A 26,727-nucleotide genomic window follows, 5' to 3' on the forward strand; every position below is an offset into this window, starting at 1 on the left:
AAATGAAAGTAATCGTAAATGTAAAATTGAAAAATGGCGTTTTAGATCCACAAGGCAAGGCCGTCAAACATGCCCTAACTTCGCTTGGTTTTAGTGGTGTAAATTCTGTAAGCGTGGCTAAACAAATCGAGCTTGACATGCAAGGCGAGAACAAAGAGGCGATTTATAAAAATGTAGAGCAAATGTGCGAAGACCTGCTAGCCAACACCGTTATCGAAGATTACGAGATTGTGCTATGAAGGTAGCGGTTATCAATTTCCCGGGCACGAACTGCGAACGCGACACGAAGTATGCTTTTGAGCGTCTTGGTTGCGATGTGGAAGTGATTTGGCATAAGGATACTAGGCTAAATGCCGATTTGGTCGTGCTTCCTGGCGGTTTTAGCCATGGCGATTATCTAAGAACGGCTGCGATTGCGAAATTTAGCCCTATCATGGAGGCTGTGCGTGCTCACGCCAAAAAGGGCGGGTATTTGCTCGGTATTTGCAATGGATTTCAAATGCTTTTAGAGCTCAAACTCTTAGAGGGCGCGATGAACCGCAACATAAATTTGAGCTTTATCTCTAAATATCACTATCTAAAAGTTATTAGTAATGACAATAAATTTCTTGCTTGTTGCAAAAATGGCGAAATTTTAAATATCCCTATCGCGCACGGCGAGGGCAATTACTATGTCGATAGCGAAAATTTGAAAAAAATGTATGATAATGACCAAATTTTGCTTAAATACTGCGACGAAAATGGCAATGATTTAAACCCAAATGGCTCGGTTGATAGCATAGCTGGAATTTGCGATAAAAACAAAAAAATCTTTGGTCTCATGCCACACCCTGAGCGCGCTATCGAGGAAATTCTCGGTGGTACGGACGGCGAAAAAATGCTAAAAGGGCTAGTTTGTTAAGAAAAATTTTAACCCTTTTTGGTATTTGCGCACTTAGCCTAGCTGCGCCAGAGGTTAGCATAGATTCGCTTGATGATTTGAGCAAATACGCTCCGAAAAAATCGGAGCAAACCAGCTCTACTGAGGGCGCACAGCGTGATAACTCTCGCGTAATGATGAAATTGAATAAAAACGAGGTTATGAACAAAAACCTTAGCCTTGATGATTTGAAGGCGCTCGCACCGACAAATGAGGTGGATTTGGATATTTCAGATGAGAAAATCTATGAGGATATCAAACCCAAAGAACTCACTCTCAAAGTCGATGGAGCGCCTAAAAAAGCCTATTATAATGAAATTTTTAGGATAAATTTCAGCGTGTATTTAGGTCAAAAAGTAACCGTTACGCCAAAGCTAGCGATAGATCGCACGGAGAATTTAATCTGGCTAAACGAGGATAATCTCTCGTGGATACAGGGCGATGAGATGTTTGAAACGACGCTGTATTTTAGCGCAAACGGCGAGGGTGCGAAGATAAATGACATTATTCTAACCTTAGAGCGAAATGGCGAATTTTTTGAAAAAAGCTCGATTAAACCGCGCAATCCTGAGTTTATCAAGCTAGAAAAAAGGGAAAATTTCGTCCATATTTCAGCTGATGATTTGAAGCTAAAAAACTACAAAACCGCCAAATTTGACGATAATTCAAATTTACTCACCTTAGATTTAAGCGTGCGAAACGGCGCGCTTGCCTCATTTAGCGTGGATAATCCAGCCATTATCAAGCAAGGCGTGGATTCTGTGCGTGGCGGATACGCTAGCCAGAGTGGGTATTATTTCGCTGTAATCGATAAAAATGTGAAAAATTTCGATTTTAGCTATTTTAATCTGCAAACGAAAAAATTCGAAAATTTCGGTATCGAGCTAAATCCACAGGCCGAGGATCTTAGCACGCAAATCGGGCTCAATCCGAAAGAATCCAAATTCGAAGCTTACAAACAAATCGCCATTTACACCCTCGCAGCGGTGCTTTTGGTGATGTTTTTGCTCAGCAAAAATATCACTCCGCTGATTTTTGCGGTGATTATTTTGGCACTAAATTTGTATTATCAAAACCCTTATGGAAATGGCAAAATAGCCAAAAATACCGCCGTGCATATCCTGCCGATACCGACATCTACGGTGTTTTATGTCACCAAAGAGCCTCAAAAGGTCGAAATTTTGGGCGAAAACAAGGGATTTTATAAAATCATGCTAAGTGGTAGCAAAATCGGCTGGATCAAAAAGGACGAAATTGTCAAGGATTAAGGCGCTTTTTTACTCGTTTTGGTTCGTCGCTACGGTAATGGTCGTAATCGTGCTGATGTGGGCGAAAAACAGCTCGCACCGCACATTTCGCCGTATGTGGGGCAGGTGGCAAAGATACGCTGTGGGTTATGATATCGAAATCATCGGCTCGCCAGACCCGCAGGTGGGACTTTTTATCGCAAATCATCAAAGCATTATGGATATCGTGGTCTTGGAAGAAACGCACCCCGCAAACATCTGCTGGATAGCCAAAAAAGAGATTGGCGAACTGCCGATAATCGGCAAAATTTTAACCCTGCCAAAGATGATTGCCGTCGATCGCAAAAACCCTCGCGAGCTCGTGCGAATCGTGCATGAAGTAGATGATCGTATAAAAAACGGCCGCGCTATCGTGATGTTTCCAGAAGGCACCAGACATCGTGGCACGAAAATGCTCAAATTTCAAAATGGCGCAAAAATGATAGCAAACAAACTAGGCCTTAAAGTCCAGCCTATCGTGCTTATCGGCACTGGGGCGATTGCGGATTCGAAGGAATTTCGCGTGCGAAGCGGGCATGTGAAAATCATCTACCTAGACCCAGTCGATACGAGCGATAGCGCATGGCTAGAAAATACCCGCACCAAAATGCAAGCCATCATCGACGAGCACGAAAATTCAGCGCAAAATTCAGAGCAAAATTCGGCTAATAATAGTAGCGAGCAGTGTTAAATTTGGCTAAATTTGGGGAAATTTTGAAAATTTTAATTCTCTTTTTTTCATTTTTACTTTTTGGTTGTGCTAGCGAAAACACCCTCTCTCTCATCGCTGTGGGGGACAATCTAATCCACTCCAAGCTAATCGAGGGCGCGCATGATAAAACCGCCAAAAGCCACGATTTTAAGCCGTATTATCGCTTTATCAAAGATGAAATCAAAGACAAAGATATCAAAATCATAAACCAAGAAACAATCCTAATCGAAGATAAAAAAAAGCTCTCAGGCTACCCAAATTTCGGCTCTCCGCTCGAAGTAGGCGAGGCTGTGAGGGACGCTGGGTTTAATCTAATCGCCCATGCTACAAACCACGCGCTCGATAAGGGCGAAGAAGGCATACTAGATAGCGCGAAATTTTGGTCTGACTTCGATGATATCACATATATCGGCATTTCGCCAGATCAAAATAGCAGTAAAATCGTTAAAATTTTGAAAAAAAACAATGTTAGCGTCGCGTTTTTGAACTACACTTATGGGCTAAACGGCCACATAATGCCAAAAGGCAAAGGGTATTTGGTGGATTTGCTAAGCGACGAGGAAAAAATTTTAAGCGACTTAGAACTTGCGAAAAAACACGCCGATTTTGTGGTGGTTTTGCCACACTGGGGCGTGGAATACACGCACAAGCCAACCGTCGCGCAGAAAAAGCAGGCGCAGTTTTTGGCAAACTCTGGCGCAGATCTCATCATCGGCACACACCCGCATGTAATCCAGCCATTAGAGCTCATCACCACAGATGATAATAGAAGCGTGCCGTGCTTTTATTCGCTAGGAAACTTCATTTCTAACCAAGACGAGAGCGCGCGCATGCTGGGCGCCATGGCTGATATCGTAATCGAAAAAGAGGGCAACACAACAAAGATAAAAAGTCTGCGCGCAGTCCCGCTAATCACGCACATTAGCCCATACTCGCACGATTTTTCTGTGCATTTGCTTGCTCGCTACCCTGAAATGCTTGCGATGACGCACAGGCTTAGGCGGGTTAAGGACTTTAAACCTGAAAATCTAAAAACGCTTTGGAACAGCGTTTTTCCTGAGTTTGAGATAAAATAAATTTGATTAAAAGGGGGAGAGTGTGGAATTTGAAATTTGGCAAATTTTGATTTTAGTTGCTGCGGCGTTTGCTGGTGGATTTATCGACGCAATCGCAGGCGGAGGCGGACTGATATGTCTGCCTGCACTGCTTGCAGTGGGTATCCCGCCACACCTCGCCCTTGGCACGAACAAGCTTCAAGGCACATTTGGCACATTTTCTGCGGCGCTAAATTTCACGCTCAAAGGGCTAGTCGATCCGCGCAAAATCGCACTTGGGATAGTCTGCACTCTCATTGGCGCATTTATTGGCACGCGTGTGGTGCTTTTAATCGACGCGAAATTTCTAAACTACATTATCCCGGTTTTGCTTTTAGCGCTTTTTATCTACACTGTGCTAAGCCCAAATTTGGGCGAAAGTGAGCGCGCAGCGAAGATGAGCAAAAATTTATTTTATGTTTTGTTTGGTCTGCTTTTGGGATTTTATGACGGATTTTTCGGACCTGGGGCTGGGTCGTTCTGGACTTTTGCGCTAGTTGGCGTGCTAGGGCTTCACATGAAAACTGCCGTCGCGCAGACAAAAATTTTAAATTTCGTCTCAAATATCGTATCACTAGGCGTGTTTATTATCGGCGGACAGGTGCTGTGGATGATAGGTATCATCATGGGTTGCGCGCAGATAGTAGGTGGCTGGATGGGGTCGAATTTGGTCGTGAAAAAGGATGTGAAATTTGTGCGCACGATACTGCTTTTTGTCGTTGCATGCACGATTTTAAAGCTACTTTATGGACTGATTTTTGGCTAAAATTTGGTAGTTTTATAAAAAAACTTAAATTTATTGGCTCATAAGTTAAAAGTGGCTAGAATTTTTTAATTTTTTTTGAAAGGATACTGTATGAAGGTAATTTCGACAAAAAAAGCCCCAGGTGCCATTGGGCCGTATTCACAAGCAATCGTCGCAAATGGATTTGTTTTCACTTCTGGTCAGATTGCGCTCACGCCAGATGGCGAGTTCGCTGGCGGCGATGTGAGAGCGCAAACTACGCAGGTTATGGCTAATTTAAAAGCGATTTTGAAAAAGGCCGGAAGCGACTTTGACCACGCGATTAAAACCACGATTTTTTTGGCTGATATGGGCGATTTCGCGGCGGTAAATGAGGTGTATGGCGAGTATTTCAAAGACACCAAACCAGCCCGCTCAACCGTTCAGGTCGCAAAACTCCCAAAAGACGCTCTTGTAGAAATCGAAGTCATCGCAAGCGTGAAATAATTCACAAAATTTTACTAAAAATTTTACAAATCATAGGAAAAAATTCCTATGATTTTTTAAATTTAGCCCAAAATTTGGGCGCGAAACCCAAATCTCACTCGCTTCTAGCGTCGCTGATTTCATATCCGAAATTTATCGTTTTTGCCTCGCCGTTATTTAGCCTGAATTTCCAGCTTGCTCGGCCCTCAGTGTCGATATTATCTATTTTTGTGCCACTTTTATCAGTGATTTTGACTTTTTCGTCCGCGCTTAGTGGCATTTTGGCGAGTAGTTCGATATCCCAAGCCCGCTTGCTTGTGTTTTTCACCTCGTAATTCCAGCTAGAAATCGTGGTTTTTTTGGTGCCAAAAAAGTTTTCTTTGGTGTTTTTCTCATCGATTTTTTTGGTAACTTTGATTAGGCGATTTTGTCCTAAAAATACGCTAGTATCCACACCCGCAGGTATTTCCTCGCGCCAGTCCTGGCCTGCATTTACACCGTCGATTTCGATTGTCGTAAGGGCGTGGTTGAGTGGCTTTTCAAGTTTTGTTTTGGCCTGCAAAAACGCTAAATTTTGGCTGTATGCGTCGATAAAAATGCTAAATTTCGCCTCTAAAATTTGCTTGTCAAAGTCGATTTTCGCACTCTCATTTGGCGCAATGCTTAAATTTTCAATCGTGTATGAGTTCGATAGTGTGAGCTGGGCATTTGTCGCCTGCACGGCGCGGTTGCTCATCGCAGCCCTTGGCGCGGCACTTAGCATGGCTTTTTGCATATACACGCCATCTGCTTCGTAAGTTTGCCCGCCGATATAGTGCGCTTTAAACGGCCTTGGGGCGAGCAGGGCAGAATACGCATACGGATAAATCGCCACACTAAGCGCGTCAAGAGCCGAATTTAGCGGGTTTTTCACGCGGATTGATTGCGTGATAGCAAGCTTTTGCTTCGCTGTATCGGCGCTGATTTTCGCGCTCGCTCCCTCGTTTAAAAACGCCGCGTATCGCAACGCAACGCTCTTTGGCGCGCACGCAAAGCTTAAATTTGCATGCCTCATTTGCGCGCTAGGTGTGCGTGCGATTTGCTCGTTTAGCGCGCTCTCATCGGCTTGAAGCTTAGCTATATTTTCAAAATCCCTTAGCGCGCCCATGTAAAATTCATCTGCATTTCCGCTACCAGAACTAGCCAAACTTTTGCTAAATTCAATCTTGGCCTGGATTGCCTTTTTTTGCGCTACTACCTTTGCGAGTGCCTCTTCTAGGCGTTTTCTCTCGTCGCTTTTTATCTCGTAAATCCCGCTGTCTTCAAGGTTTTCTAGCTCGCACTCGCTTTTGATTTCAAGCAGACCTAAATCGAGCGTAGCAGGGATTTCCACGCTAAATTTCGCAGTGCCCGGGCTAAAAGTTTGAGTCAAAAAACTATCATTTTGATAAATTTCGATGAAATTTTGCTTTGGTTTTTCTGGCTCGTTTGCGCCACAGAGCGCGCACGATACGATTAGTGGCAGGGTTAGGCTTTTCATTGCATCTCCTTAAAAATTTTCAAAATATTAGTAATTTAAAGTAAATGGTAGTTTAAAAGTGTAAAATGAAAGCTTTATAAAATTTTGAGGGGTGAAATATGCTAGAAGCGCAAGACTGGGAGTTTTTGAAGGGAAATTTTTGCGATAAATTTGATTTTGAGGGCGATGATTTGAGCTTGATTTACAAAAACGCGTATAAAAAGCGCCTAAGAGCAGGGCAGATAATCTATGCTAGCGAGGATTGTCTGGGCTATGTTTTGCTTCGTAGCGGGCTTTTGCGCGCATTTATCGGCACTGGGGGCAAGGAGCTGACCGTTTTTAGCATACAAAACGGCGAGAGCTGTATGATCTGCGATACTTGCAAGTTCGCCCTTGCCCAAAACCGCCTTAGCGTCGAGGCTAGAAGCGAGTGCGAGCTCATCGTAATCCCGCCAAGCATTTTCAAAATCCTAAAAGAACGCTACCCAAGCGTGCTAAATTTCGCCCTAGAAATCGTAGCCAAACGCTTTTCGCAAGTCATAATGGCAAGCGAGCAGGCGATTTTCGCGCCACTTAGCGAGCGCATAATGGGCTTTTTGCGCGAAAATTTGGGCGCAAACGGCGAAGTGTGCGCGACGCACGAAGATATAGCCAATCATATCGGAAGTGCCAGAGAGGCGGTATCGCGCGTGCTAAAAGAGATGGAAAAATCAGGCAAAATCGCCCTTAGCAGGGGCAAGGTCGTGGTGATTGAGATTTGAAATTTTGAAATTTTGAAATTTTGCGTTTTGTTTAAATTTTGGCTTGCAAAATACTGCGCCGAAATTTTTTGAAATTTTAAAAATTTTAAAATTTGGCTAAATTTTAAAATTTAGCCAAATTTTGTGCTAAAACAGCCCCCTTAAAATCCCCTTAACAGCCTCTTTTGCCTTGTCTTCACGGCTTTTTTCTTTGGCGTTATTTTGCGCGCTAGAATTCGCGCCAGTGTTTTGCCCTGATTTAGACCCCTTATCGCCTAAGAGTTTGTCGATACCTTTGCTGATTTCTTTGTTTAATTTATCCTTCAAATACGCAGAATCGACGCTATATTTTGGGTTTTGCGTGGTGCCGGTGATTTGGACGCTAATATCCGTTTTTTCGATATTTGCCTTAACCGGGATATTGATTTGCTTGCTTTGGGTGTCAAATTTGCCCCCGCTCACATTTAGCTTGCTTTTTTGTGCGCTCATATTTGTGTTAAAAGTGATTAAATTTTGCACGATTGTGCCATCAAGCGTTACATTATTATAAACTTCGCCGGCTAAATCGCGACCTAAAATTTTGCTTACAACGCCCATAAAATCGCTACTTTTGAGGCGTCCTTGATTTATGAGTGAGTTAAATTTACCCTTTTTGGTCTTTGTGTTGTAGCTAAAATCCATGTCCCCAACGCCGTCGTAAATGTGGCGCACACCAAGCATATCGGTCAGGTCTTTGACTGCGAATTTCGTGAGTTTGACGCTGACATCATCGTTTATCATTTTGCCGTTCATCGCCCCGCCAAGGATATTTGACGCAAATGAAACGGCGAAATTTTTAGGCTTGTAATCAATTTTGCCGTTTGCGTTAAATTTGCCAAACAGCTCAATGCCAGTTAGAAATTTCATCTTGCTTAAATTTGGCACATTTACGCCATAATCGGCGTTTAGAGTGCTAGTTTTGAGATTATAAGTGCCTGTTATTTTGTCGAAATTCGCTAAATCTGAGCCAAGTTTGGCGGTAAAATTCGCAAGCGAGTTTTTGATATTTGCGCCCAAATTTAGGCTAAATTTCGTATCGTTTGGGAAAGATTTGCCACTAAGTTTGTCGAGGTATTTTTTATAAAGCACGCCATTAGCGATATTTGCGCTAAGTTCGCCATTTATGCCAGAGGCGAGGTTTAGCTTAGCTTCGCCGTTTATCGCGCCATTTCCGATAGCTTCCATGCCCAAAAATGAGGTTATAACTGCCAAATTTAGCGATTTTGCGCGCACGCTTAGCGCGCTAAGGTTGCCACTAGCTATCAAATTTCCGCCAAGCGCGTCGAGATTTAGGGCTAGGTTAGCTAGTTTGCCCGATTTTAGCGTGATATCAGCCACGCCCTTGCCAGAGCCTGAAAATTTCTGCCCTGTGATGTGAGAGAGTTTAGCAAAGTCGCTAATAGCGAAATTTGCGCTTGCTTTGCCGTCTTTGCTGGGCGCATTATACGCGCCATTTATCACGGCTTTAAGCCCATTTTTAAAGGCGTTTATGTTTGTGTTTTTTAGCGTGAAATCCTTAAAATCGCTGATTAGCTCGCCACTAGCGAGTAAATCGCCAGAGGTTTCGAAATTTATGATTTTGGCTAAATTTTTAAGCTCAGGCACACTTAGGGTAAAATCGCTTTGAAGGGTGCGTTTTTGCATATCAAAAATGCTATTTTTTGCGCTTAAATTTGCCAAATTTGAGCTGATTTCGCTCGTGGCTTTGGCGATACCCTCGCTCACGCTGATATCGGAGTTTAGCGCGATTTTAACGCCACTTGGGATAGTTATGTTTAGATCTTTTAGCGCCTTTTCATTTAGCAATAAATTTTGCGATTTTATGGTTGCACTGCCCTCTGGTGCGCCGTTTGTGGCGATGATATTGGAGTTAATGGCGACATTTCCAGTGGCGTAAAGTGGCTGACCTGCCACGGCTAAAATTTTGGCGACATTTAAATTTGGCGCTACGATTTGCAGGTCTGTGGGCATAAAATCTGTGAGATTAGCTAGAAATTTCACATCGCTATCAAACGCCCGTCCTGCGCCGTTTGCGCTGATTTTTTGCATATTTCCTAGCACGCGACCATTTAGCGAAATCGCTTCCCCGTCAAGTGCTACGCCAAAGCTTTTTAGATCTTTTGCATTTAGCTCGTAGTTTGTGTCGAAGCTTTTGGAAAAAATGTCGTATTTGCCAACCAAATGCGCCGAAATTTCGCCATTAACTAGCGCTGTAATGTCGAAATCATCGCAGTTAAGGTCGAATTTTTCGAGTTTAATATCAAAGCCCGTTTTCTCGCTAATGTATCGTTCGATATGAGGCTTAGTGATAGAGTTGCCAAAATCGCTCCAAAGTAGCGCAAAAACCCCGCCGAAAATCAATCCGATAAAAACCAAAATTCCTATGATATATTTCATAATCTGCCCTTTAAAATTTTTCTTCGATTTTATCGCATTAGATTAAAATTTTATGCCAAAAATTTTGATAAAATAGGGCAAATTTAATAAATTTCAAGGATTTTTCATGCTACTGCTAAAACAAGTGGAAAATAAAAAAAATAAAAGATTAAATCAAATTTTTGAATTCGTCAAATCCCGCCCCGCAAAAACGCAAGAATTAGCCCAAATTTTCGGTGTCAATGCAAAGACGATAATCAGAGATATGGAGATTTTAAGGGATTATGGCGTGGTAAAAGAGGGGTGGAGCTGGAAATACGACCCTAGCGCGCAAATGCGGGATTTAAGCGATGAGGAGAGGCTGGTGCTAAGCCTGATAGCAAGTCTGTGCGAAAACATATCCTCTGATTTTTATTTCAAAAATAGCGAGCTGATTTCTGGGCTACTTGGAGGCATGGACGAGCAGATTTTGGCGTTTTTTGGCAACGAAAAGCTGGATAAAAAATCAATAGAAAAATTTAGCCTTGTCCAAAAAGCGATAAAAAACAAAAATATTATCAATTGCACTTACGGCAAGCATGAATTCAGAGCAAAACCCCTAAAAATCGCGTTTTTGGAGGGGTTTTGGTATTTGTTTATGTTCGACTGCGGCGAAGGGGATAGGTTTAAGAAATTTCATTTCAAAGATATCGAAAATATAAAAATCACGCCCGAGGTTTTCAAAACATCTGTGCAGGTGCAAAAGCGTATAAAACAGGCGCGCTCGGTGTGGTTCGAGCTAGAAGACAAGTATAGGGCGAGGCTGTGGATAGATGAAGTGATCGCGAAGTATTTTAGGCGCAAACCATATATCAACTGCGATTTTACAAAGGAGTGCGAGGACGGCTCGATCGAGATTGAGTTTGGGTTTAGCAATCCTATGGAGGTCAAACCGCTGATTTATCGGTTTTTGCCACATATCAAGGTCGTCGAACCAGCCTGGCTAAATGACGAGATAAAGGCGGAAATCGCGGGGTATTTGGGGGAGATAAGCTAGTCTTGCAAACTTTGCTTTATCGTGCGATTTACAAATAACTAGCTTCAAGCCTATCGTTTATGCCATCTAGTCTGTGCTCTAAATCGATTATCGTATTTTCTAAAACCGCTATTTTCGCTTCTAAATTTGATATTTTTTTCTCCAAATTTCGCTCGTTGTCTTGCACATCGATTATCGTGTCTCTTAGAAATTCTATATCGTTTTTTAAATCCGATATTCTTTTTTTTAAACTATCATCGTGGTATGGCGAATAATCAGTAATTTTTTTATCGCCAACCTTGAAATCTTTGATTATTTGTATAGCTTCTTTTTCGTCCTTGACACTAAATGTGCCAAAATGAGCACCTGCCGGTCTGAAAAGTCCAAAACTAATCTTGTTCTCTTGCGTATCGATAAGGCAAGCCATTCCACGGCTATCATTAACAAACGCATTTGAGCCTTGTTTTCTTTTTAAAGCACCGATTTCTAGCGGGAATTTGTCTAAATTTAGCATATCTTTGTCCTTTCCTTTAAATTTCGATTGGATTTTACTCAAAATTTCAGACACTTTTATGTCAAATTTAGCCACGAAAATTTCTAAATTTGACAAATTTTTGGTGATTTTATCACTATGAGAGCGCTCTTAAAATGCTATAATCGCGTCAAATTCGTAAAATTTAGAAAAAAGGAGAGAGTATGCAAAGCATAAAAACCCGTATGATTCGCATAGTAATCGGCGCGATAATCATGGTAGTTGGGGCGTTTTATCACAGCTGGTGGGGCGCAGTGGGGCTAGTGCCGTTTGTCGTGGGGGTGAGTGGATTTTGTCCTGCGTGCTATTTTTTAAATCGTTGCAAACTGCCACAAAATTAAAAATCAAAAGTAGGGCAAGCTTGCCCTACAAATTAATTCGAAGTATTTGAATCGCTTGAAGTGTTGTTGATATAGGCGTTTGTGCTGATTTTGTTCCACTCGCGGCCGATTTTTAAAAACGCTCTTTGGCTATCTAAAATCTCTTTGAAAAGCGGATCTTTCGCACTTTCTTCATCTAAAATTTCATTTGTCGCGCTTCTTAGTTTCTCGACTACATCGGCAGGGAAATTGCGGACTTGCACATTTGGAAACTGTGCTTTAAGCTCTGCCCAAATTTTAGAATTCTCATAAAAGCCCTTGTTCTGGAAATTTTCGCCAGCCATACGAGCTGCTGCTTCGATGATAGCTTGCAAATCAGCTGGAAGCTTCTCAAAAGCCTTTAAATTCACCAAAATTTGGCAATCCCCAGCTGGTTCTTGCCAGCCTGTGTAGTAGTAGTTCGCCACTTTGTGGAAGCCAAGAGGCATATCATACACCGGGCTTACCCACTCCACAGCGTCGATTGTGCCCATTTCTAGCGCCATAAATAGCTCACCAGTTGGGACAGTGTTTATCGTAGCGCCTAGTTTGCTCATTACCTCGCCACCAAAGCCAGGAATTCTAAATTTAATGCCTTGCAAATCGGCTAACGAGTTGATCTCTTTTTTAAACCAACCGCCCATTTGCATGCCGGTTGAGCCCATTAGAAATGTCTTCATGCCATACGCGCTAAACATTTTGTCATTTAGCTCTTTTCCGCCACCATAATAATACCAAGCGTGTTGCTCATCAGTAGTCATACCAAATGGCACGGCAGTCCATAGCATGGTCTTTGCGTCCTTGCCTTTGTAGTAATACAGCGAAGTATAGCCTAAATCATACTGACCGCTTTTGACGAAATCAAAAACACCAAAGCTAGCTTTGTGTTTTGATGGAGTGTCGATACGGATTTCCAATCGTCCGCCACTTAGCTCTTCGGCGTATTTTTTAAATTCATTAGCCGCGTCGCCAAGGACAGGCATAGTGCTCTCCCAGGTGCTAGCTAGGCGCAAGCGGTATTTTTTCTCCGCTGCGAAAGCGTGTGTCGAAAAAAGCATTACAAATGCTAAAACTAAAAATTTTTTCATAAAAATCTCCCTTCAATAAATTTTTTAAAATTTTAATTAAATAATTCAGGTTTGTTTGCGCGCAAAAACTCAACCACGGCGATTGGCTCGTCTGCACCCTGCGCGTCTGAGTTTTGCAAAACAGCGTCGATATTTTCGATATAGGCTTGCGCGGCGGCTTGGAGTTTGTCGCGCCTGACGCCAGCGTAGATTAGCATGGCTTCGAGTGTGATATTTAGCTCGTAGATTAAATCATCGTTGCTTAAATTTTCGTTTTCAGATTTCATTGTCTGCCTTTTGGGTTTTTAAATTTATAAGTTGTTCGATTTGGGACTTTATCGCTTCGTATGAATTCGCGTCCTTAAAGCCGATGAAAATCCCGCCACTAGCGTTCGCGTGTCCGCCACCGCCAAGTAGATTTTTCGCCATTGCGCTCACATCGACTTTGCCGTTTGCACGGAAACTTAGCGTTTTTTTCGAGGTTACATCGATAAAAAAGTCCATATCAGGGTTGCGCGTCAAAAAGTCATTTCCGATGACGCTGACATTGCCGATATTATAGGTCAAAATGCCCTTAAAGCCCTCGTATTCGATACTAAATCTCTCTTTTTGCGCGCCAAGAAGAGTTACGACATAATCTGAGATTAGGTTGCTTAGCGTGTCGTTTCGCTCACTATTAAAAAAGCTTTTTTTGATAGCGTGAAGCGCGTCATCTAGGGCGATGTGAGGCTCGTTTAAATTTTGAAATTCAAAAATTTTATTTAGCAAAAAATTTATATACTCTCTGCTTTGCTCTTCGAACATGATTTTGTTGATCTCTTTTGCATTTGAAACCATGCCAAGGCAAACCTTGCCAAGCTCGAACTCGCTCTCATCTTTTAGCCAGATATCGACTGCATTTACGACTTTGACAAATTTCGCTAGCTCTTCGTCTTCGCCAAAAATCGCGCTGAAAAAATCATAGGTGATTTTGGTAGCGCAACGAGAATTATCTAGCAGATACCAAGGGTACTTCTGCGCGCACTCTGCGCCACTTTGGTGATGATCGAGCAAGAAAATTTTGGCGTTTTTTTGCGCTAATTGTGTTTGAAATTTCTCGCACTGAGCGGGGAGTAAATTTAAATCAGTTATCAAAACAAGTGATTTTGCGTCTGGGTTAGTTTGCAAATTTTCATCGATTTTGCCCAAAATTTGGTCAAATTTTTCGACGATTTCTTTGCCATAATTTGCGTTAAAAAACTCCACGCCACTAATGTAGTGCGCGACTACGAGCTGGGCAGAGTATCCGTCTAAATCGGTGTGGCTTAGGTGGTAAATTTTCATTAACGCTCTTTTTTGATAATGTCTTGCAAGGTGACATTTTGCATATACTCATCGACTTTGTCTTGAAGCTCGTTAAACATAAGATTTACGCGACATAAAGCCCGTCCGTTTGGGCAGCCTTTGGTGCCTTCTTGTGTGCAATCAAAAATCGAAGCTTTGCGTTTTTCGGCGCTTGTGATGATTTCAAGCAGAGTGATTTCGCTAGGTTTTTTGGCTAGGCTAAATCCGCCTTTGGCGCCTTTAAATGAGTTTAAAAGCTTGCTTCTAGCTAGGCTTTGCAAAATTTTGGCTAAAAAACTGCGTGAAATTTGAAGTTTTTCAGATATCGTATCGACATCCACAGACTCACTATTTTGATTTTGAGCTATGCAAATCATCGCAAGTAGGGCGTATTCTGACGCTTTTGTAAAGAGCATTTTCTCTCCTTTTTTGATAAATCCGACTATTTTACCCAAAAAAAGCAAAAATTTAGGTAAATTTAGTATAATTACCGCTTATTTTATTTCACCGATCAGGAGGTCATTATGGCTTTAGACACGGCTCAAAAAGCACAAATAGTTGCGAAATTCGCTAGAAAAGAGAAAGATACAGGTTCAGCAGAGGTGCAAATCGCGCTACTTTCTGCAAAAATTGCATATCTTACAGATCACATCAAAGCAAATCCAAAAGATTTCTCATCTCGCCTTGGACTACTTAAAATCGTAGGTCAAAGAAAAAGAATGATGAAATATCTAAAAAACAAAGATTACGCTACATACTCAAAACTAGTTGCAGAACTTGGTTTAAGAGATAAATAATTTCAGTTTTTATTTTGTCTTAAAGCGCGTCTAGCCCCGCTAGATGCGCTTTTTTTATAACAAAAAATTTAAAATTTTTAAGTGATAATCATCAATTTATAACGCACAAAACACAGTTATATTCAAATTTTAAAAGCCTATACCTAAAATTTAGTAATCTTATGCGAAAAATTTGCGTGTGCTGCGCTTTGTATGGGACATACAAGTTGAAATTTTTTATTATAAAAAAAAATTAAACATCGCAAAGATAAATTTTGCATTATAAAATTTTATAAATTCGGTGATAAAAATTTTTCAGTTTTGACGACTTTGCTTGTTATATTTATTCGTAGTAAAAAACAATAAAAATTTTCAAATTTCCTCGCAAATTTTCCAAATTTTAGCCCATTTTAAGAGGGGGGGGATACAATATAAACTTTATTTTTTTTACAAAGGGCGGAAAATGATTGATAGCGTGGTTGCAAGCGAGCTGTTTATAAACGAGGATATTTTGACATTTTGGGCAGGCAGAAACAAAGAAATCTGCGATATGTGCGTGGCAAACGAAAATTTCGATCGTATCAAACGCTACAATATTTCGCTATCGAATCTCAAAGTCGATACTTTTAGAGCTGGCCATGTGCTTTTTGGCGATGTGGGCGATATATTTTTGAAATTCAGCGCGGGGCGCATTAGGTTTTACGGCGACAAGGCTCCGAGGCTGTATCAGGGCGTGTGCCATACCAAAACCAGAATCGGGCGAAAAGATGTGGAGTTTCACTTCGTCTATGCCTCGGCTTACGACGCTAGCGACAATCTCATCGAGGTTTTGCACATCGCAAACGACAAAGAGACTATGTTTTGCCTCGTCGATATCATGCTAAATGGCCAAGATTTCAGCGTCGATGAATACCATGCGCCGACTAAAATCGACCTTGACGCTGACCACACTAGAAGGGTTGCGAGCGTAGATGTGCGAAACCAGCAGTGGAACATAAACACCGCCAAAACCGCCGAAAAAGCAAAAGACGAAAATTTGGATAGCGAGATGATTAAACGCTCTAAATTTGAGGTTGCGGGGCAGATTTCGACCCTGCTAGAAAAGCACAAAGAGACGCTGAAAAATATCACAAATAGAAGTGGCGAGAATTTTTACGATTTGTATGCGAAATTTAGCGTTTATGATGATTTTTTGAAAATCGAGAGCTACAAAAGCGCGCTTGGCGATATCCAAACAATCCTAAATAAAATTTATAAAATCAAATTTGACAGGCTTTTGGACTGAAATTTGGGTCAAATTTGGCTTTTTGTTTGAAATTTGCGTGAAATTTTATGATAAATTTTGCGCAAAATTTTAAGTAAAATTTGGGCTTGAATTTTAAAAATTTTTGTCATTGCGAGCTTTCGTAGAAAGCGAAGCAATCTACGAGTTTAAATTGCAAAAACGCAAATTCCGTGTCATTGCGAGGAGCTGTTTTAACGGTGAGTGAAGTAATTTAGTAAAATTTAGAGAGAATTTTAAAATTATAAAAATTGATTTAAATTTCCCTGGATTGCTTCGGCGATACTCGCCCGCAATGACAGCAAATTTAGCGCAAGGGAATTTCAGGCTCGTAGATTGCTTCGTCGCTTTGCTCCTCGCAATGACAAATCAAAAAATTTTCAAAATTTCACGCTCAAATTCCGCAAATTTCACGCCAAATTTCACTCACCAGAAAAGTCCTCTGCTACCATTGCGGCTAGGCGGAGTTTTTCATTATCGAAATGCGTGTAAATGCGCGAGGTATTCAGGCTCGCATGCCCTAGGGCTTCTTGGACTAGCACCAAATCTTTTTCACGCTTGTAAAGCATGGTCGCAAAGGTGTGACGCAACATGTGCGCGCCGTTTTTTTTCTTGCGAATTCCTACGCTTAAAAGCAGTTTTTCTACGATTCTGCTGATATAAGCCTGAGTGAGCGCCGAGCCTTTTTTGTTGGTAAAGACATAATCATCTTTGTTTGCAAAATTCGTTTCCAACGCGTCCAAATCGCCCTGGATAAGGCGCTTTTTTATCATTACGACGCGGTATTTATTTCCCTTGCCTCGTATCCGCAATACATACAAATCCCCGTCCTCGCTGATATCCTTGCGGCGCAGGTTTATCGCCTCTCCCACACGGATCCCTGTGTAGATAATCACCTTTAAAATCAATCTATTTCTATGGGTAAATTTCTTAAAATCTGCGCTATTTATCGCGCCGATAAATTTTGAAATTTCATCTTCGCTTAGAAATTCAGGCAGTTTCACGCCACGATTTCCGCTCACGCCACCCCAGCTTTTAAGCTCTATTCCGTAGTTGTGCGAGGCGCCATTAGTTTCGTTTTGGCGGTCGATGAAGCCAAAAAAGTTTATCACGGCGATTCGGTAGTTTTTTTTGCTCGCATCGCTAAGCCCTCCCGTGATAGAGGCCAAAACCTCGCTTAAAAGCTCTTCGTCGATATTTTTCATGCTTTCTAGCTCGTAGGATAAAAGCGCGTTATAGAGCTTAAAAAGCGGGTTGAAATATGTATTAATGCCCGTTAGCCCCGCGTTTCTAGCGTCTTTGGCTAGGGTTGAAAGAGCCCCTATATTTGGGACATTTTTGGCTAGTGCCATTATGGTTTTGCTAAACAGCTCCTCGTTTTTAAGCTCTTTGTTTGAAAGCGAGCTTAGCTTATACCTGACGAATTTAGCCATCCAAAAAAGTAGCGAAGAGGCGAAATTTTCTTTGGCGTCTAGGGGTTGTTTCATTTCTCGTCCTTAAAGATCACAAACGGCAACATTAGCGTGTTTTTGATGAGATTATATGGTGTTTTTAAAACATCTGTGGTGACGGCTGTCGAGTAAGTCGGCTTGCTCATAGTGCCTCGGATTTCGATGATAGTCGAGATTGTTTTATCCTCGCCCAAGATTATTTGATTTAAAAGCGGGATTTTCGAGATTATCGAGCTTGCGTCTTTGAGATATTTTAGCTCCAAATCAATATTTAGCGCGCCTGATTTTAGATTTACTTCGCCGTTTCCTGCGATATCTGCGCTCGTGCCCTCAAACTGCATTGCGTTTAGATAGATTTTATCCTCGCTGCGACGGAAGTAAATTTTGCCGTTTTTCACGCTAAATCCGCGGTCATTAAAATCCGGCGTTTTGAAAGCCAGAAGCGAAGGGACGGAGTTTAGGAAGCTAAGGAGTTTTTGATAGACGATATAATCTTTCAAAAATGTATTTTCGACCAAAATCTCCCCTCGATAGTTTCTCGGATCGATTCCGCTGGCTTTGAGCGTGAAATTTCCACTATCGAAGCTTTGCGAGCCGATGATTTGATTCAGCTCCCTGCCACTGATATTTTGCGCGAAAATTTGAAATAGGCTTTTTTTGAAAATTAGCTTAAAATCGCCTTGCCTAAATTTCGCATTTAGGCTCATATCCTTGCCAGAGAGCGAGCCTGAATACGACACCAAGTCGATAGTTTTGTTCATATCGGTTAAAATCACAGATGAATTTGTGCCAGAAAAGTTAAATTTCGAGCGCGCAGAATTCGAGCCTGAGTTAAATTCGCTGGTTTGGACGCTAGTATCTATCATGATATCGAGGTCTTTGAGCGTGATATTTGTGCCAGTCTTGCCACTACTAAAACTTAGTTTGCCATTGCCCATAGCGCCATTTAGCGAGCTTCCTGCGACCTTTAAATTTAGGCTATCGCTATTGTAATACCTGCCATTTTTTTCTATCAAACCAAAGTCAAATTTCAAATTTTTGCTAGTGATTGTGAAATTTGAAAAATCAGCCGTGCTAATGTGCGCATCACCGCCCGTGATTCCGATAGTTTTGAGAGTTTTGGAAAAATTTATTAGATCTTTTATCTCGGCCACATTTATGTCGATTTTATCGCCAAATCTCATATCCGCACCTAAAAACTGCGAGTGCAAAATCGGCGCAGTCCCGCTAAAATCGAGCGTGAGATTGTCTTTGACATTTGAGAATTTTAAAATTTCATTATCCCCAGCCGTGATATTAAAGCTTTTTATCTCTCCGCTAAATTTAGCCTTTCGCGTGGTAAAATCGATAGTCCCGTCCGCTGTGGTGTTGAAAATTTCATTGCTTAGATTTGAGTTTTTGATATCAAGCTTTTTCTCCGTGATATGCACGCTAGCATGCGAGCTTTTAAATTTCGCTTTTGAAATCATAATTTCGCCGTTTTTTAGGCTCACATTTGCATCTACGACTGCGCTTTCATGCACTGGGTCGATGTCGATTAGCACTCGTGCGTCGATTTGCTCGGCCTTGCTGACATATACTGGCTCATTTATGCCATAAAATGCTAAAATATCAATCAAATCCTTGCCGATATTTTCTTTGGTGCGCAAATCAAGCGCGACAATCGGCTCTCCGCTAAAAATTTGCTTGATTTTCACCCCAGAGCCATCTAAGCTAATGCCATTAAAGGTCGGATTGCCGATAGCGATATCTAGGGTGCCGTTTTCTAGCGTGATATCAGCGCAATCAGCGATAACTGGCGAAACTGTGCTAGCAAAACTCACATTTAAATCCTGTGCGCTAGCTCTTGCGAAAATGCGCTTCTCATCGGCGTGGGGATTGTCTAAATCAATGGCGATTTTTAGGGTGTCGATGTAGTATTTCTGCGCTACGACCAGCCCATAAATCCACTCTTTGGCGTGAGGATTGAGGCCTGTGAGCGCGCCAAGCTCGTCCATAAAGCGTTTTAGGCTCGTGGCGTGGGCGTTTGAAATCTCTAAATTTAAATTCGAGCCTATATTTAGCGCAGAAATTTCGCCTGAGATTTCATGCGAAGTAAATGTGCCGTTAAAATCATAAATGCTAGATTTGAAATTCGCGCTAGCCTCGCCTTTAAGCGTGGCGTTGAAATCTTTGAGTGAGATTTCATTTACGCTTACTTTTAGTCCGTTGCTAAGCTGGCTAAGGCCTGCGTTTATGCGAAAATAGCGAGTGTCGATGAAAAATATATCATCGTGGTATAAAACCTCGATTTTATCCTCGCCAATGCGTAAATTTTGGATATTAATCTCCTCGAAAAATTTCATCGCAAGTGTAAATTTCTTGCTATATTCGATGAGTTTTTCGTTTTTTTCTCTAAGTTCGGCGGTGGTTTTTGGCGTAGGATTTGCGTCTGAGAGCTCTTTTTTGTTGATTTGCAGATCTTTTACGCGCAAGATTAGATTGTTTTCAAGCTTTAAAAAAAATCCCTCGATTTTGACGAATTTATTCTCAAATTTATCGATTTTTACCCCTGTTTTTATAAAGATAATTCCACTCATAAAAAGTAAAAGCAAAATGGTAAAAAATCCGTAGATTATCTTTCGTATCACACGCTCTCCAAACTTTTGGCTAAATAAATTTGTGCGTATAATATAAAATTTAGGCAAAATTTGGGCTTATTTTCGTATAATTTCGCAAAATTTGATTAAGGAAAATTATGCAATCTTTGGGCAGGCTTATCCGTTTTTTATCTTTTGTAGTTGAAATTTTACTAATTTTCGTAGCAGTTATTTTCTGGGATTTTCACCAAAGCGCGCAAAACCCAAAAATCGTCGCAGTAGGGCAAGGAAGCGCGGTAAAAATCCTATCTTCGCTGGGGACTGGGGCGAGATTTGGCAAGACTCACGCTAGACTTCTCTCGCTTTATGGTGGCGCAAAAACCGGCGAATTGGAGCTTAGCGCGGAAAATTTACCAAAATATAGATTTTTATACGAGCTAGCTCACGCAAAGCCTGTGATGAACGAAATCAAGCTAATTCCTGGCGAGACCACGATAGTATTTTTGCAAAATTTAGCCAAATCTCGCGCGTTAAGTTTTGAAATTTTAGAGAGCGAATACAACGCAACTGCGCCGTTTTACGAGGGATTTTTGGTGCCAGAGACCTATAAAATCAATAAAAACGAAAACGAAAAAAATATCATTAAAATTTTAAGTGCGAGTGCGAATAAATTTCACGCTGAATTTAGAGAAAAACACTGCGCCGATTGCAACGATACAGCCTATAAAGAGGCGCTAATCAAGGCTTCGATTATCCAAAAAGAGGCCGCAAACACCGATGAAATGCCAATCGTAGCCTCAGTGATTGAAAACCGCCTAAAAATTGGCATGCGACTTCAAATGGACGGCACGCTAAATTACGGGCTGTATTCGCATACTAGGGTTACGCCAGCGCGTATCCGCACCGATACTAGCCACTATAATACATATTTAAACGACGGCCTGCCACACGAGCCTGTGTGCGTGGTCTCGCCAAATGCGATAAAAGCGGTCTTTGCGCCAGCAAGCACTGAATTTTTATATTTCATGCGAAATAAAAAAACAGGCTTGCATGATTTTGCCAAAACACAGGCCGAGCACGAGCGCAATGTCAGAGCTGCGCGAAGCGCAAAATAACAAAAAGGAGAGATTATGGCGATTTACTACACTTACACGGACGAATCCCCAGCCATAGCCACACACTCGCTACTACCGATAATTGGGGCGTTTTTACGCTCGGAAAATATCGAGGTGAAAACGGCTGATATTTCGCTTGCTAGCAGGGTTTTGGCGAATTTTAGCGAGTATTTGAGCGAGGCGCAAAAAACTAGCGATGATTTGGCGTTTTTGGCAAATTTGACCAAAAGTAGCGATGCAAATATCATAAAACTGCCAAATATTTCAGCCTCGCTTCCACAGCTTAAAGCCTGCATTAGCGAGCTTCAAGCGAGGGGTTATGCTTTGCCAAACTACCCTGATAACGCGCAAAGCGACGAGGAAAAATCTATCAAAGCCCGCTATGCAAAGGTGCTAGGAAGCGCGGTAAATCCAGTCCTTCGCGAGGGCAACTCAGACAGACGCGCCGCAAAAAGCGTTAAAGACTACGCTAGGGCAAACCCTGTGTGGAGTGCCCAGTGGAGCGGGAGCGAGCAAACCTGCGTGGCAAGCATGAGTGGGGGCGATTTTTACGCTTCTGAGAAATCGAAAATTTTCGCTAATGGTGCAAATTTGAGCATAAATTTCACTTGCGCTAGTGGCGAGAAAACCTGCCTAAAAACCCTAAAAATCGAAGCTGGCGAGGTCGTAGATAGCGCGTTTATGAGTGTGAGTGAGCTTGATAATTTTATCGCTGCTAGCGCGCAAAAAGCCAAAGAAAGCGGGCTTGTGTATAGCGCGCATTTGAAGGCTACGATGATGAAGGTAAGCGATCCTGTGATTTTCGGACGATTTGTGAGCGTGCTATTTGGGGGAGTTTTTGCTGAATTTAAAGATGAATTTGCGAAATTAGGCATAAATGCAAACGACGGGCTAAAAGGGGTCTTTGAAAAAATAAAAAATTCGCCAAATTTCGCCCAAATAAAGGCTAAATTTGACGAAGCGTTTGCAAATTTGCCCGAAATTTATCATATCGACGAAAATACGACAAATTTCGATATGCCAAATTTAGTGATAATCGACGCCTCAATGCCTGCGATGATACGAAACGGCGGAAGGCTGCGCATCAAAGGCGGGCAAATGCGCGAAGCAATGGCGGCGATCCCTGATAGATGCTACGCTAAAATTTACGAGGCGATGATTGAGGATTTGAGGGCGCATGGGTTTTTGGATCCTGCTAAAATCGGAGCCGTGGCAAATGTGGGATTAATGGCGCAAAAAGCCGAAGAATACGGCTCGCACGATAAGACCTTTATCATGGAAAATGACGGGCGTATCGAGGTTGTAAGCGAAAATGGCGAAGTAGTTTTTGCGTATGATTTGCAAAAAGGCGATATTTTTCGCATGACGCAAACCAAAGAAAAAGCGATTAAAAACTGGGTAAATTTAGCGTTTTCGCGCGCAAAAATCAGTGGCGAGAAGCTGATTTTTTGGCTAGATGAGGCTAGGGCGCACGATAGAAATATAAAAGAAATTTTGCTAAGCCAAATCGCTCAAAATGCCGAATTTAAGGGCGCAAATTTTGAAATTTTAGATCCGTATAAAGCTGTAATTAAGACAAACGAGATTATTCGAAGCGGGAAAAATGTCATAAGCGCGACGGGCAATATTTTGCGCGATTATTTGACCGATTTATACCCGATTTTGGAGCTTGGAAGTAGCGCGAAAATGCTCTCAATCGTGCCACTTTTGGAGGGTGGAGCGATGTTTGAGACAGGTGCTGGTGGGACTGCGCCGGATTTGGTGGCTATGATGAGAGAGCAAAATCACCTTAGCTGGGATAGTCTGGGCGAGTTTATGGCGCTGTGTGAGGCGCTGGAATTTGTAGCGCAAAAAGAGCAAAACAAAAAAGCAAAAATCCTAGCAAATGCGCTAAATGCGGCTATTTTTAGATATTTAAATGAAGCAAAATCCCCAAGCCGTGAAGTAGGGCAAAATGATATTCGCGCAAGCCACTATTTTTTGGCTAAATTTTGGGCGGAAGAATTGGCAAAATTCGAGCCAAAATTCGAGCAAATTTATGCAAAATTTAGCGAAAACGAGGCACAAATTTTAGATGAATTAAACGCGGGGCAGGGCAAAGGCGTGGATTTTGGCGGATATTTTACGCTAGAATTTGACAAAACCCAAAAAATCATGCGCCCAAGCAAAATTTTAAACAAAATCATAGAGGAAATTTAATGAAAATAGCAATAATCGGAGCTGGAAATATCGGCGCAAATGTCGCAAATAATGTGATTGTAAATGAAAATTTGGCCAAATCTATCAGCGAAATCGCGCTTGTGGATATCGCAGAAAACATCGCGCGCGGTAAGGCGCTGGATTTGGCGCATTTAGCGAGCCTTTGCGAGTGCGATGTGAGGGTGTGCGCTGGAAGCGAGCCCGAGCTTTTAAATGGCGCAGGTATCGTCGCAATCACGGCTGGGCTTACGCGAAAAGCGGGGCAAAGCAGAGAAGATTTGCTAAGAGCAAATGCTAAAATCGTGAGCGAGTGCGCGAGGAACACAGCCAAATTCGCCCCTAATGCGATAATCATCATCGTAACAAATCCGCTTGATTTAATGGTTTTGTGTGCGCAAAAAGCAAGCAATTTTGCGCCTAGTCGCGTTATCGGCATGGCTGGCGAGCTAGATAGCGCGAGGTTGAAATTTGAGATTGCGAAATTTAGCGGGGATAAAATTTCGGCTCTAAATGCCCCAGTGGTGGGCACTCACAACGATGAAATGGTGATTTTAAAGGACGAGATAAACGCTAAAATTTCAGCCACTGATTTAAACACTGCCTCGCAAAATACCCTAAATAGCGGTAAAAGCGTCGTTAGCCTGCTTGGCACTTCGGCGTATTTCGCCCCAGCTGGCGGGATCGTAAAAATCATAAAAAGCATAATTGCAGATGATAACAAAACCCTAATTTGCTCGGTAGTCGATGAAAACGGCGTGCCATTTGGCAGGTTTGTGCGCATCGGCAAAAACGGCGCAAATATCCTAAAATACGACTATCCTAGCGAATTTGTGCAAAAATATGAAAAAATGAAACAAAGTGTAAAAGTAATTTAATTTTAAGCTTTTGGTAAATTTTGACTATTAAACCGAATTTAACTTTTTGATTTAAGAATTCAAGGCTTTTGAATTTACGCGGTTTATTTTATGATCTCGGTTAAGACGAATGAATAGCTGGATTAGCTTGGCTATTCACTAATCATTTTAACCTTGACACCTGGAATTTCGCTTTCAAATCTTGACAACATCAATTTCGAAAAACCTTCGTTATACTCATAACCAATGCATGATCTATGTACGGATAGCGCAGAGATTAAAGTTGTTCCACTCCCTAAAAACGGATCAACGACAAGTTCTCCCTTGGTAGTGGATATCTTAATAATCCTTGTAGATAAATCGTTCGGGTAAATTGCAGGATGTATATACTTTTTCCCAACACTTCCAGCTTTCCTGTTAATATTCCAAAATGCCTTTCCTGAGATAATGTCGTTTTTATAATCCTTAAATGATTTAAATATTGAATCATCAACAGCAAAACTTTCGCTCTTGGAAAACAACATAATATATTCATGATGATCCCCAACATTCTTGTTATTTGTCGGAATGCCTGATGATTTGTGCCATATTAGAATGCCTCTATATTTAAATCCTATCAATTTACAAATCGTTACAAAGTCTTTGGGTATTAAAATGGGTTTCCCTTTGCTAGTTCTAATGTTGATATTTATCCATAAACTACCTGTTTTATCTAATTTCGAATAACACTCAGACCAAACTCTTTTCATTCTATCAAGATATACTTCATAGTTTTCTTGACCTATCTGCCCTTTTTTGTAGTAATCTTTGAGATTCCAATACGGCGGAGATGTGACCATGACTTTAACGGATTTATTTTTTATTGATTTCATCGTTTCAGATGTGCCAAATATTACTTGTGCCAATGAATTTGATTTATTGTTATTTTCGGACGCTTTATAAATACTGCGCTTACATATTGATAGCGATTGTATTGCTTTATCATCATAGTAGTAATAGTCTGATCCGCATTCTGTCATCCGAATTAATCGTTTAACTATATCATCTATCGTAAGAAGAATATGATTTGTAATATGTGCATTTCCGTCATCTTCTGTTGGAATCCATACATTCCCTGGGTCTTTTCCTTTCGGATTGTAGTTTTTTGTTCTTTTTCCCCATTCAACATCCTTCCAAATATGTTTTTCTCGAATCAGGTCTTTATTAAATCGCATATTATTACGCTCTTTCGCAAACCACACAATATAAATTACATTATCTGCAAAAGAAGCATTTTGAATATGTTCTGTTGGAAACACTATTGTGTTTACATACTCGTATCCTTTTTTAATTCCTTCATCAATAATATCTAAAAAGTCATGTTTTACATTCCCGTTTTTATAGTATTCTGTACGATACAAAGCAAAAAAACATCCATCGCGACTTAGTGTATCATAACAAGCTTTTAAAGCGCCAACTGTACCATTAAATAACTTATTTGTTATTACTGTTTGCACTTTCTAATTCCTTTATTCTTTTTTTTGCAAGGTCACAATAACTTTTCACAACCTCAATCGCAATCCAATCTCTATTAAGCAAATGAGCGACTTTTGCAGTTGTTCCACTCCCAGCAAATGGGTCAAGGACCAAGTCGCCTTCGTTACTCCAAGATTTAATATGATCTTCCACCAATTTTTCAGGGAAAATTGCTGGGTGTTCATATGCAATTTTATCTTTTGTTGCAAATCCCTTTCCGTTTGCATATCTCCACACATTAGTTCTTATACCAAATTCATTAATCTTCTTTCTTCCTTTGGCAGTTAGAGAACCATCTTTCTCTCTTCGTGTAACTTCGCCGTAAGTATATTGCCCCGCCCACTTGTTTGGCTTATCTTTAAGTAGATTAATTGTCTTAGGCTTCCCCTTGCTTAAAACAAACATGTGTTCAAAAGAATTAAAGTACCTGTTTGGATGTGGCGGTCCAGAGCCTGCTTTTTCATAGATTATTACATCAAACATATCAAACCCGATTTCCTGAAAATACAGAGCCTGCTTAAAACTTGTTAACGATTTATTTCCTTTATTTGTCTTATCTCCTATTACCCATACGACAACCCCACCAGGCTTCATTACTCGATACAATTCATTGGCAACTACTTTGAAGACCTCAAAATTCCAAGCGGACACTCCCTTATAGTCTCGTAGGTCATCATATGGAGGGCTTGTAACAACCAAGTCAACATAATTATCAGGGAAACACTTAAGCATTTCGTCAGATTTAGCATTATATATTCTGTTCTTCTCAATTATTTTCATCATTAT

Annotated in this window: 26 protein-coding genes; 15 read left to right on the top strand and 11 right to left on the bottom strand. The window is 41.3% G+C overall.

The annotated features are described in order from the left end of the window. Positions 1 to 2 precede the first annotated feature (2 nt). From purS to OFN67_RS00960, 7 genes are all read left to right on the top strand, one after another. Positions 3 to 239: a phosphoribosylformylglycinamidine synthase subunit PurS gene (purS, locus tag OFN67_RS00930; protein WP_270859018.1), complete on the top strand. Its 237-nt coding sequence runs from the start codon at positions 3 to 5 to the stop codon at positions 237 to 239. Next, on the top strand, positions 236 to 901 hold the full coding sequence (gene purQ / locus OFN67_RS00935) for a phosphoribosylformylglycinamidine synthase I (protein WP_270868278.1): 666 nt from the start codon (positions 236 to 238) through the stop codon (positions 899 to 901). Before purS ends, purQ begins: the two co-directional genes overlap by 4 nt. Beyond that, complete coding sequence (locus OFN67_RS00940) at positions 895 to 2,187, top strand: hypothetical protein (protein WP_270868277.1); 1,293 nt, start codon at positions 895 to 897, stop codon at positions 2,185 to 2,187. The genes purQ and OFN67_RS00940 overlap by 7 nt, the downstream gene beginning before the upstream one ends. Then, on the top strand, positions 2,174 to 2,896 hold the full coding sequence (locus OFN67_RS00945; protein ID WP_270868276.1) for a lysophospholipid acyltransferase family protein: 723 nt from the start codon (positions 2,174 to 2,176) through the stop codon (positions 2,894 to 2,896). Before OFN67_RS00940 ends, OFN67_RS00945 begins: the two co-directional genes overlap by 14 nt. A 23-nt stretch (positions 2,897 to 2,919) precedes the next feature. Beyond that, complete coding sequence (locus OFN67_RS00950) at positions 2,920 to 3,993, top strand: CapA family protein (RefSeq protein WP_270868275.1); 1,074 nt, start codon at positions 2,920 to 2,922, stop codon at positions 3,991 to 3,993. Positions 3,994 to 4,015: 22 nt separating this feature from the next. After that, positions 4,016 to 4,777 carry a TSUP family transporter gene (locus OFN67_RS00955; RefSeq protein WP_270868274.1) on the top strand — a complete coding sequence of 254 codons (762 nt, stop codon included), beginning with the start codon at positions 4,016 to 4,018 and terminating at the stop codon, positions 4,775 to 4,777. A 90-nt stretch (positions 4,778 to 4,867) separates the two neighbouring features. Next, positions 4,868 to 5,242 carry a RidA family protein gene (locus tag OFN67_RS00960; protein ID WP_270859012.1) on the top strand — a complete coding sequence of 125 codons (375 nt, stop codon included), beginning with the start codon at positions 4,868 to 4,870 and terminating at the stop codon, positions 5,240 to 5,242. A gap of 94 nt (positions 5,243 to 5,336) precedes the next feature. On the opposite strand, the gene OFN67_RS00965 is transcribed toward OFN67_RS00960, so the two are convergent. After that, positions 5,337 to 6,740, bottom strand: coding sequence for a DUF4139 domain-containing protein (locus OFN67_RS00965; protein ID WP_270868273.1), 1,404 nt, complete (start codon positions 6,738 to 6,740; stop codon positions 5,337 to 5,339). A gap of 98 nt (positions 6,741 to 6,838) precedes the next feature. Between OFN67_RS00965 and OFN67_RS00970 the strand changes: the two genes are divergently transcribed. Next, positions 6,839 to 7,480 carry a Crp/Fnr family transcriptional regulator gene (locus OFN67_RS00970; RefSeq protein ID WP_270859010.1) on the top strand — a complete coding sequence of 214 codons (642 nt, stop codon included), beginning with the start codon at positions 6,839 to 6,841 and terminating at the stop codon, positions 7,478 to 7,480. A 126-nt stretch (positions 7,481 to 7,606) separates the two neighbouring features. Here the strand turns inward: OFN67_RS00970 and OFN67_RS00975 are convergent, their stop codons facing one another. Beyond that, positions 7,607 to 9,895, bottom strand: a complete 2,289-nt coding sequence (locus tag OFN67_RS00975; RefSeq protein ID WP_270873918.1) for a hypothetical protein — start codon at positions 9,893 to 9,895, stop codon at positions 7,607 to 7,609. Between the two features lie 106 nt (positions 9,896 to 10,001). Here OFN67_RS00975 and OFN67_RS00980 point away from each other — a divergent pair, with 106 nt between their 5' ends. After that, positions 10,002 to 10,910, top strand: a complete 909-nt coding sequence (locus tag OFN67_RS00980; RefSeq protein ID WP_270873919.1) for a helix-turn-helix transcriptional regulator — start codon at positions 10,002 to 10,004, stop codon at positions 10,908 to 10,910. Positions 10,911 to 10,938: 28 nt separating this feature from the next. Here OFN67_RS00980 and OFN67_RS00985 read toward each other — a convergent pair whose 3' ends face one another. Then, positions 10,939 to 11,403 carry a hypothetical protein gene (locus tag OFN67_RS00985; protein ID WP_270868270.1) on the bottom strand — a complete coding sequence of 155 codons (465 nt, stop codon included), beginning with the start codon at positions 11,401 to 11,403 and terminating at the stop codon, positions 10,939 to 10,941. A 182-nt stretch (positions 11,404 to 11,585) separates the two neighbouring features. Here OFN67_RS00985 and OFN67_RS00990 point away from each other — a divergent pair, with 182 nt between their 5' ends. After that, complete coding sequence (locus OFN67_RS00990) at positions 11,586 to 11,762, top strand: YgaP family membrane protein (protein WP_270864919.1); 177 nt, start codon at positions 11,586 to 11,588, stop codon at positions 11,760 to 11,762. Between the two features lie 32 nt (positions 11,763 to 11,794). On the opposite strand, the gene OFN67_RS00995 is transcribed toward OFN67_RS00990, so the two are convergent. From OFN67_RS00995 to OFN67_RS01010, 4 genes are read right to left on the bottom strand one after another with little or no spacing between them, the layout of a single operon-like run. Continuing rightward, a complete protein-coding gene (locus OFN67_RS00995; RefSeq protein WP_270868269.1) occupies positions 11,795 to 12,868 on the bottom strand; it encodes a TRAP transporter substrate-binding protein in 1,074 nt (357 codons plus the stop codon). 32 nt (positions 12,869 to 12,900) lie between these two features. Next, complete coding sequence (locus OFN67_RS01000; RefSeq protein WP_270868268.1) at positions 12,901 to 13,134, bottom strand: hypothetical protein; 234 nt, start codon at positions 13,132 to 13,134, stop codon at positions 12,901 to 12,903. Next, positions 13,124 to 14,170, bottom strand: a complete 1,047-nt coding sequence (locus OFN67_RS01005; protein ID WP_270868267.1) for a DHH family phosphoesterase — start codon at positions 14,168 to 14,170, stop codon at positions 13,124 to 13,126. The genes OFN67_RS01000 and OFN67_RS01005 overlap by 11 nt, the downstream gene beginning before the upstream one ends. After that, complete coding sequence (locus OFN67_RS01010; RefSeq protein WP_270858996.1) at positions 14,170 to 14,586, bottom strand: Rrf2 family transcriptional regulator; 417 nt, start codon at positions 14,584 to 14,586, stop codon at positions 14,170 to 14,172. The genes OFN67_RS01005 and OFN67_RS01010 overlap by 1 nt, the downstream gene beginning before the upstream one ends. Positions 14,587 to 14,694: 108 nt before the next feature. On the opposite strand from OFN67_RS01010, the gene rpsO reads away from it, so the two are divergent. Together rpsO and OFN67_RS01020 are read left to right on the top strand one after the other, a co-directional pair. Further along, complete coding sequence (gene rpsO, locus OFN67_RS01015) at positions 14,695 to 14,967, top strand: 30S ribosomal protein S15 (protein ID WP_270858995.1); 273 nt, start codon at positions 14,695 to 14,697, stop codon at positions 14,965 to 14,967. Positions 14,968 to 15,409: 442 nt separating this feature from the next. Then, on the top strand, positions 15,410 to 16,231 hold the full coding sequence (locus tag OFN67_RS01020) for a hypothetical protein (protein WP_270861811.1): 822 nt from the start codon (positions 15,410 to 15,412) through the stop codon (positions 16,229 to 16,231). A 419-nt stretch (positions 16,232 to 16,650) separates the two neighbouring features. Here the strand turns inward: OFN67_RS01020 and OFN67_RS01025 are convergent, their stop codons facing one another. Next, positions 16,651 to 17,715 carry a tyrosine-type recombinase/integrase gene (locus OFN67_RS01025; protein WP_270866446.1) on the bottom strand — a complete coding sequence of 355 codons (1,065 nt, stop codon included), beginning with the start codon at positions 17,713 to 17,715 and terminating at the stop codon, positions 16,651 to 16,653. Beyond that, on the bottom strand, positions 17,712 to 20,309 hold the full coding sequence (locus OFN67_RS01030; protein WP_270873920.1) for a YhdP family protein: 2,598 nt from the start codon (positions 20,307 to 20,309) through the stop codon (positions 17,712 to 17,714). Before OFN67_RS01030 ends, OFN67_RS01025 begins: the two co-directional genes overlap by 4 nt. 107 nt (positions 20,310 to 20,416) lie before the next feature. On the opposite strand from OFN67_RS01030, the gene mltG reads away from it, so the two are divergent. The 3 genes from mltG to OFN67_RS01045 are packed head-to-tail and all read left to right on the top strand — an operon-like array spanning position 20,417 to position 24,447. After that, a complete protein-coding gene (gene mltG, locus OFN67_RS01035) occupies positions 20,417 to 21,373 on the top strand; it encodes an endolytic transglycosylase MltG (RefSeq protein ID WP_270868265.1) in 957 nt (318 codons plus the stop codon). Positions 21,374 to 21,388: 15 nt separating this feature from the next. Then, positions 21,389 to 23,572, top strand: a complete 2,184-nt coding sequence (locus OFN67_RS01040) for an NADP-dependent isocitrate dehydrogenase (protein ID WP_270868264.1) — start codon at positions 21,389 to 21,391, stop codon at positions 23,570 to 23,572. Next, complete coding sequence (locus tag OFN67_RS01045; protein WP_270868263.1) at positions 23,572 to 24,447, top strand: lactate/malate family dehydrogenase; 876 nt, start codon at positions 23,572 to 23,574, stop codon at positions 24,445 to 24,447. The genes OFN67_RS01040 and OFN67_RS01045 overlap by 1 nt, the downstream gene beginning before the upstream one ends. A gap of 131 nt (positions 24,448 to 24,578) precedes the next feature. Here the strand turns inward: OFN67_RS01045 and OFN67_RS01050 are convergent, their stop codons facing one another. Next, positions 24,579 to 25,922 carry a site-specific DNA-methyltransferase gene (locus tag OFN67_RS01050; protein ID WP_270868262.1) on the bottom strand — a complete coding sequence of 448 codons (1,344 nt, stop codon included), beginning with the start codon at positions 25,920 to 25,922 and terminating at the stop codon, positions 24,579 to 24,581. Continuing rightward, positions 25,900 to 26,721: a DNA-methyltransferase gene (locus OFN67_RS01055; RefSeq protein WP_270868261.1), complete on the bottom strand. Its 822-nt coding sequence runs from the start codon at positions 26,719 to 26,721 to the stop codon at positions 25,900 to 25,902. The genes OFN67_RS01050 and OFN67_RS01055 overlap by 23 nt, the downstream gene beginning before the upstream one ends. Positions 26,722 to 26,727 lie beyond the last annotated feature (6 nt).

Origin of the sequence: Campylobacter sp. JMF_11 EL3 (genome assembly GCF_027736965.1) — a bacterium.
Lineage (GTDB): Bacteria > Campylobacterota > Campylobacteria > Campylobacterales > Campylobacteraceae > Campylobacter_B.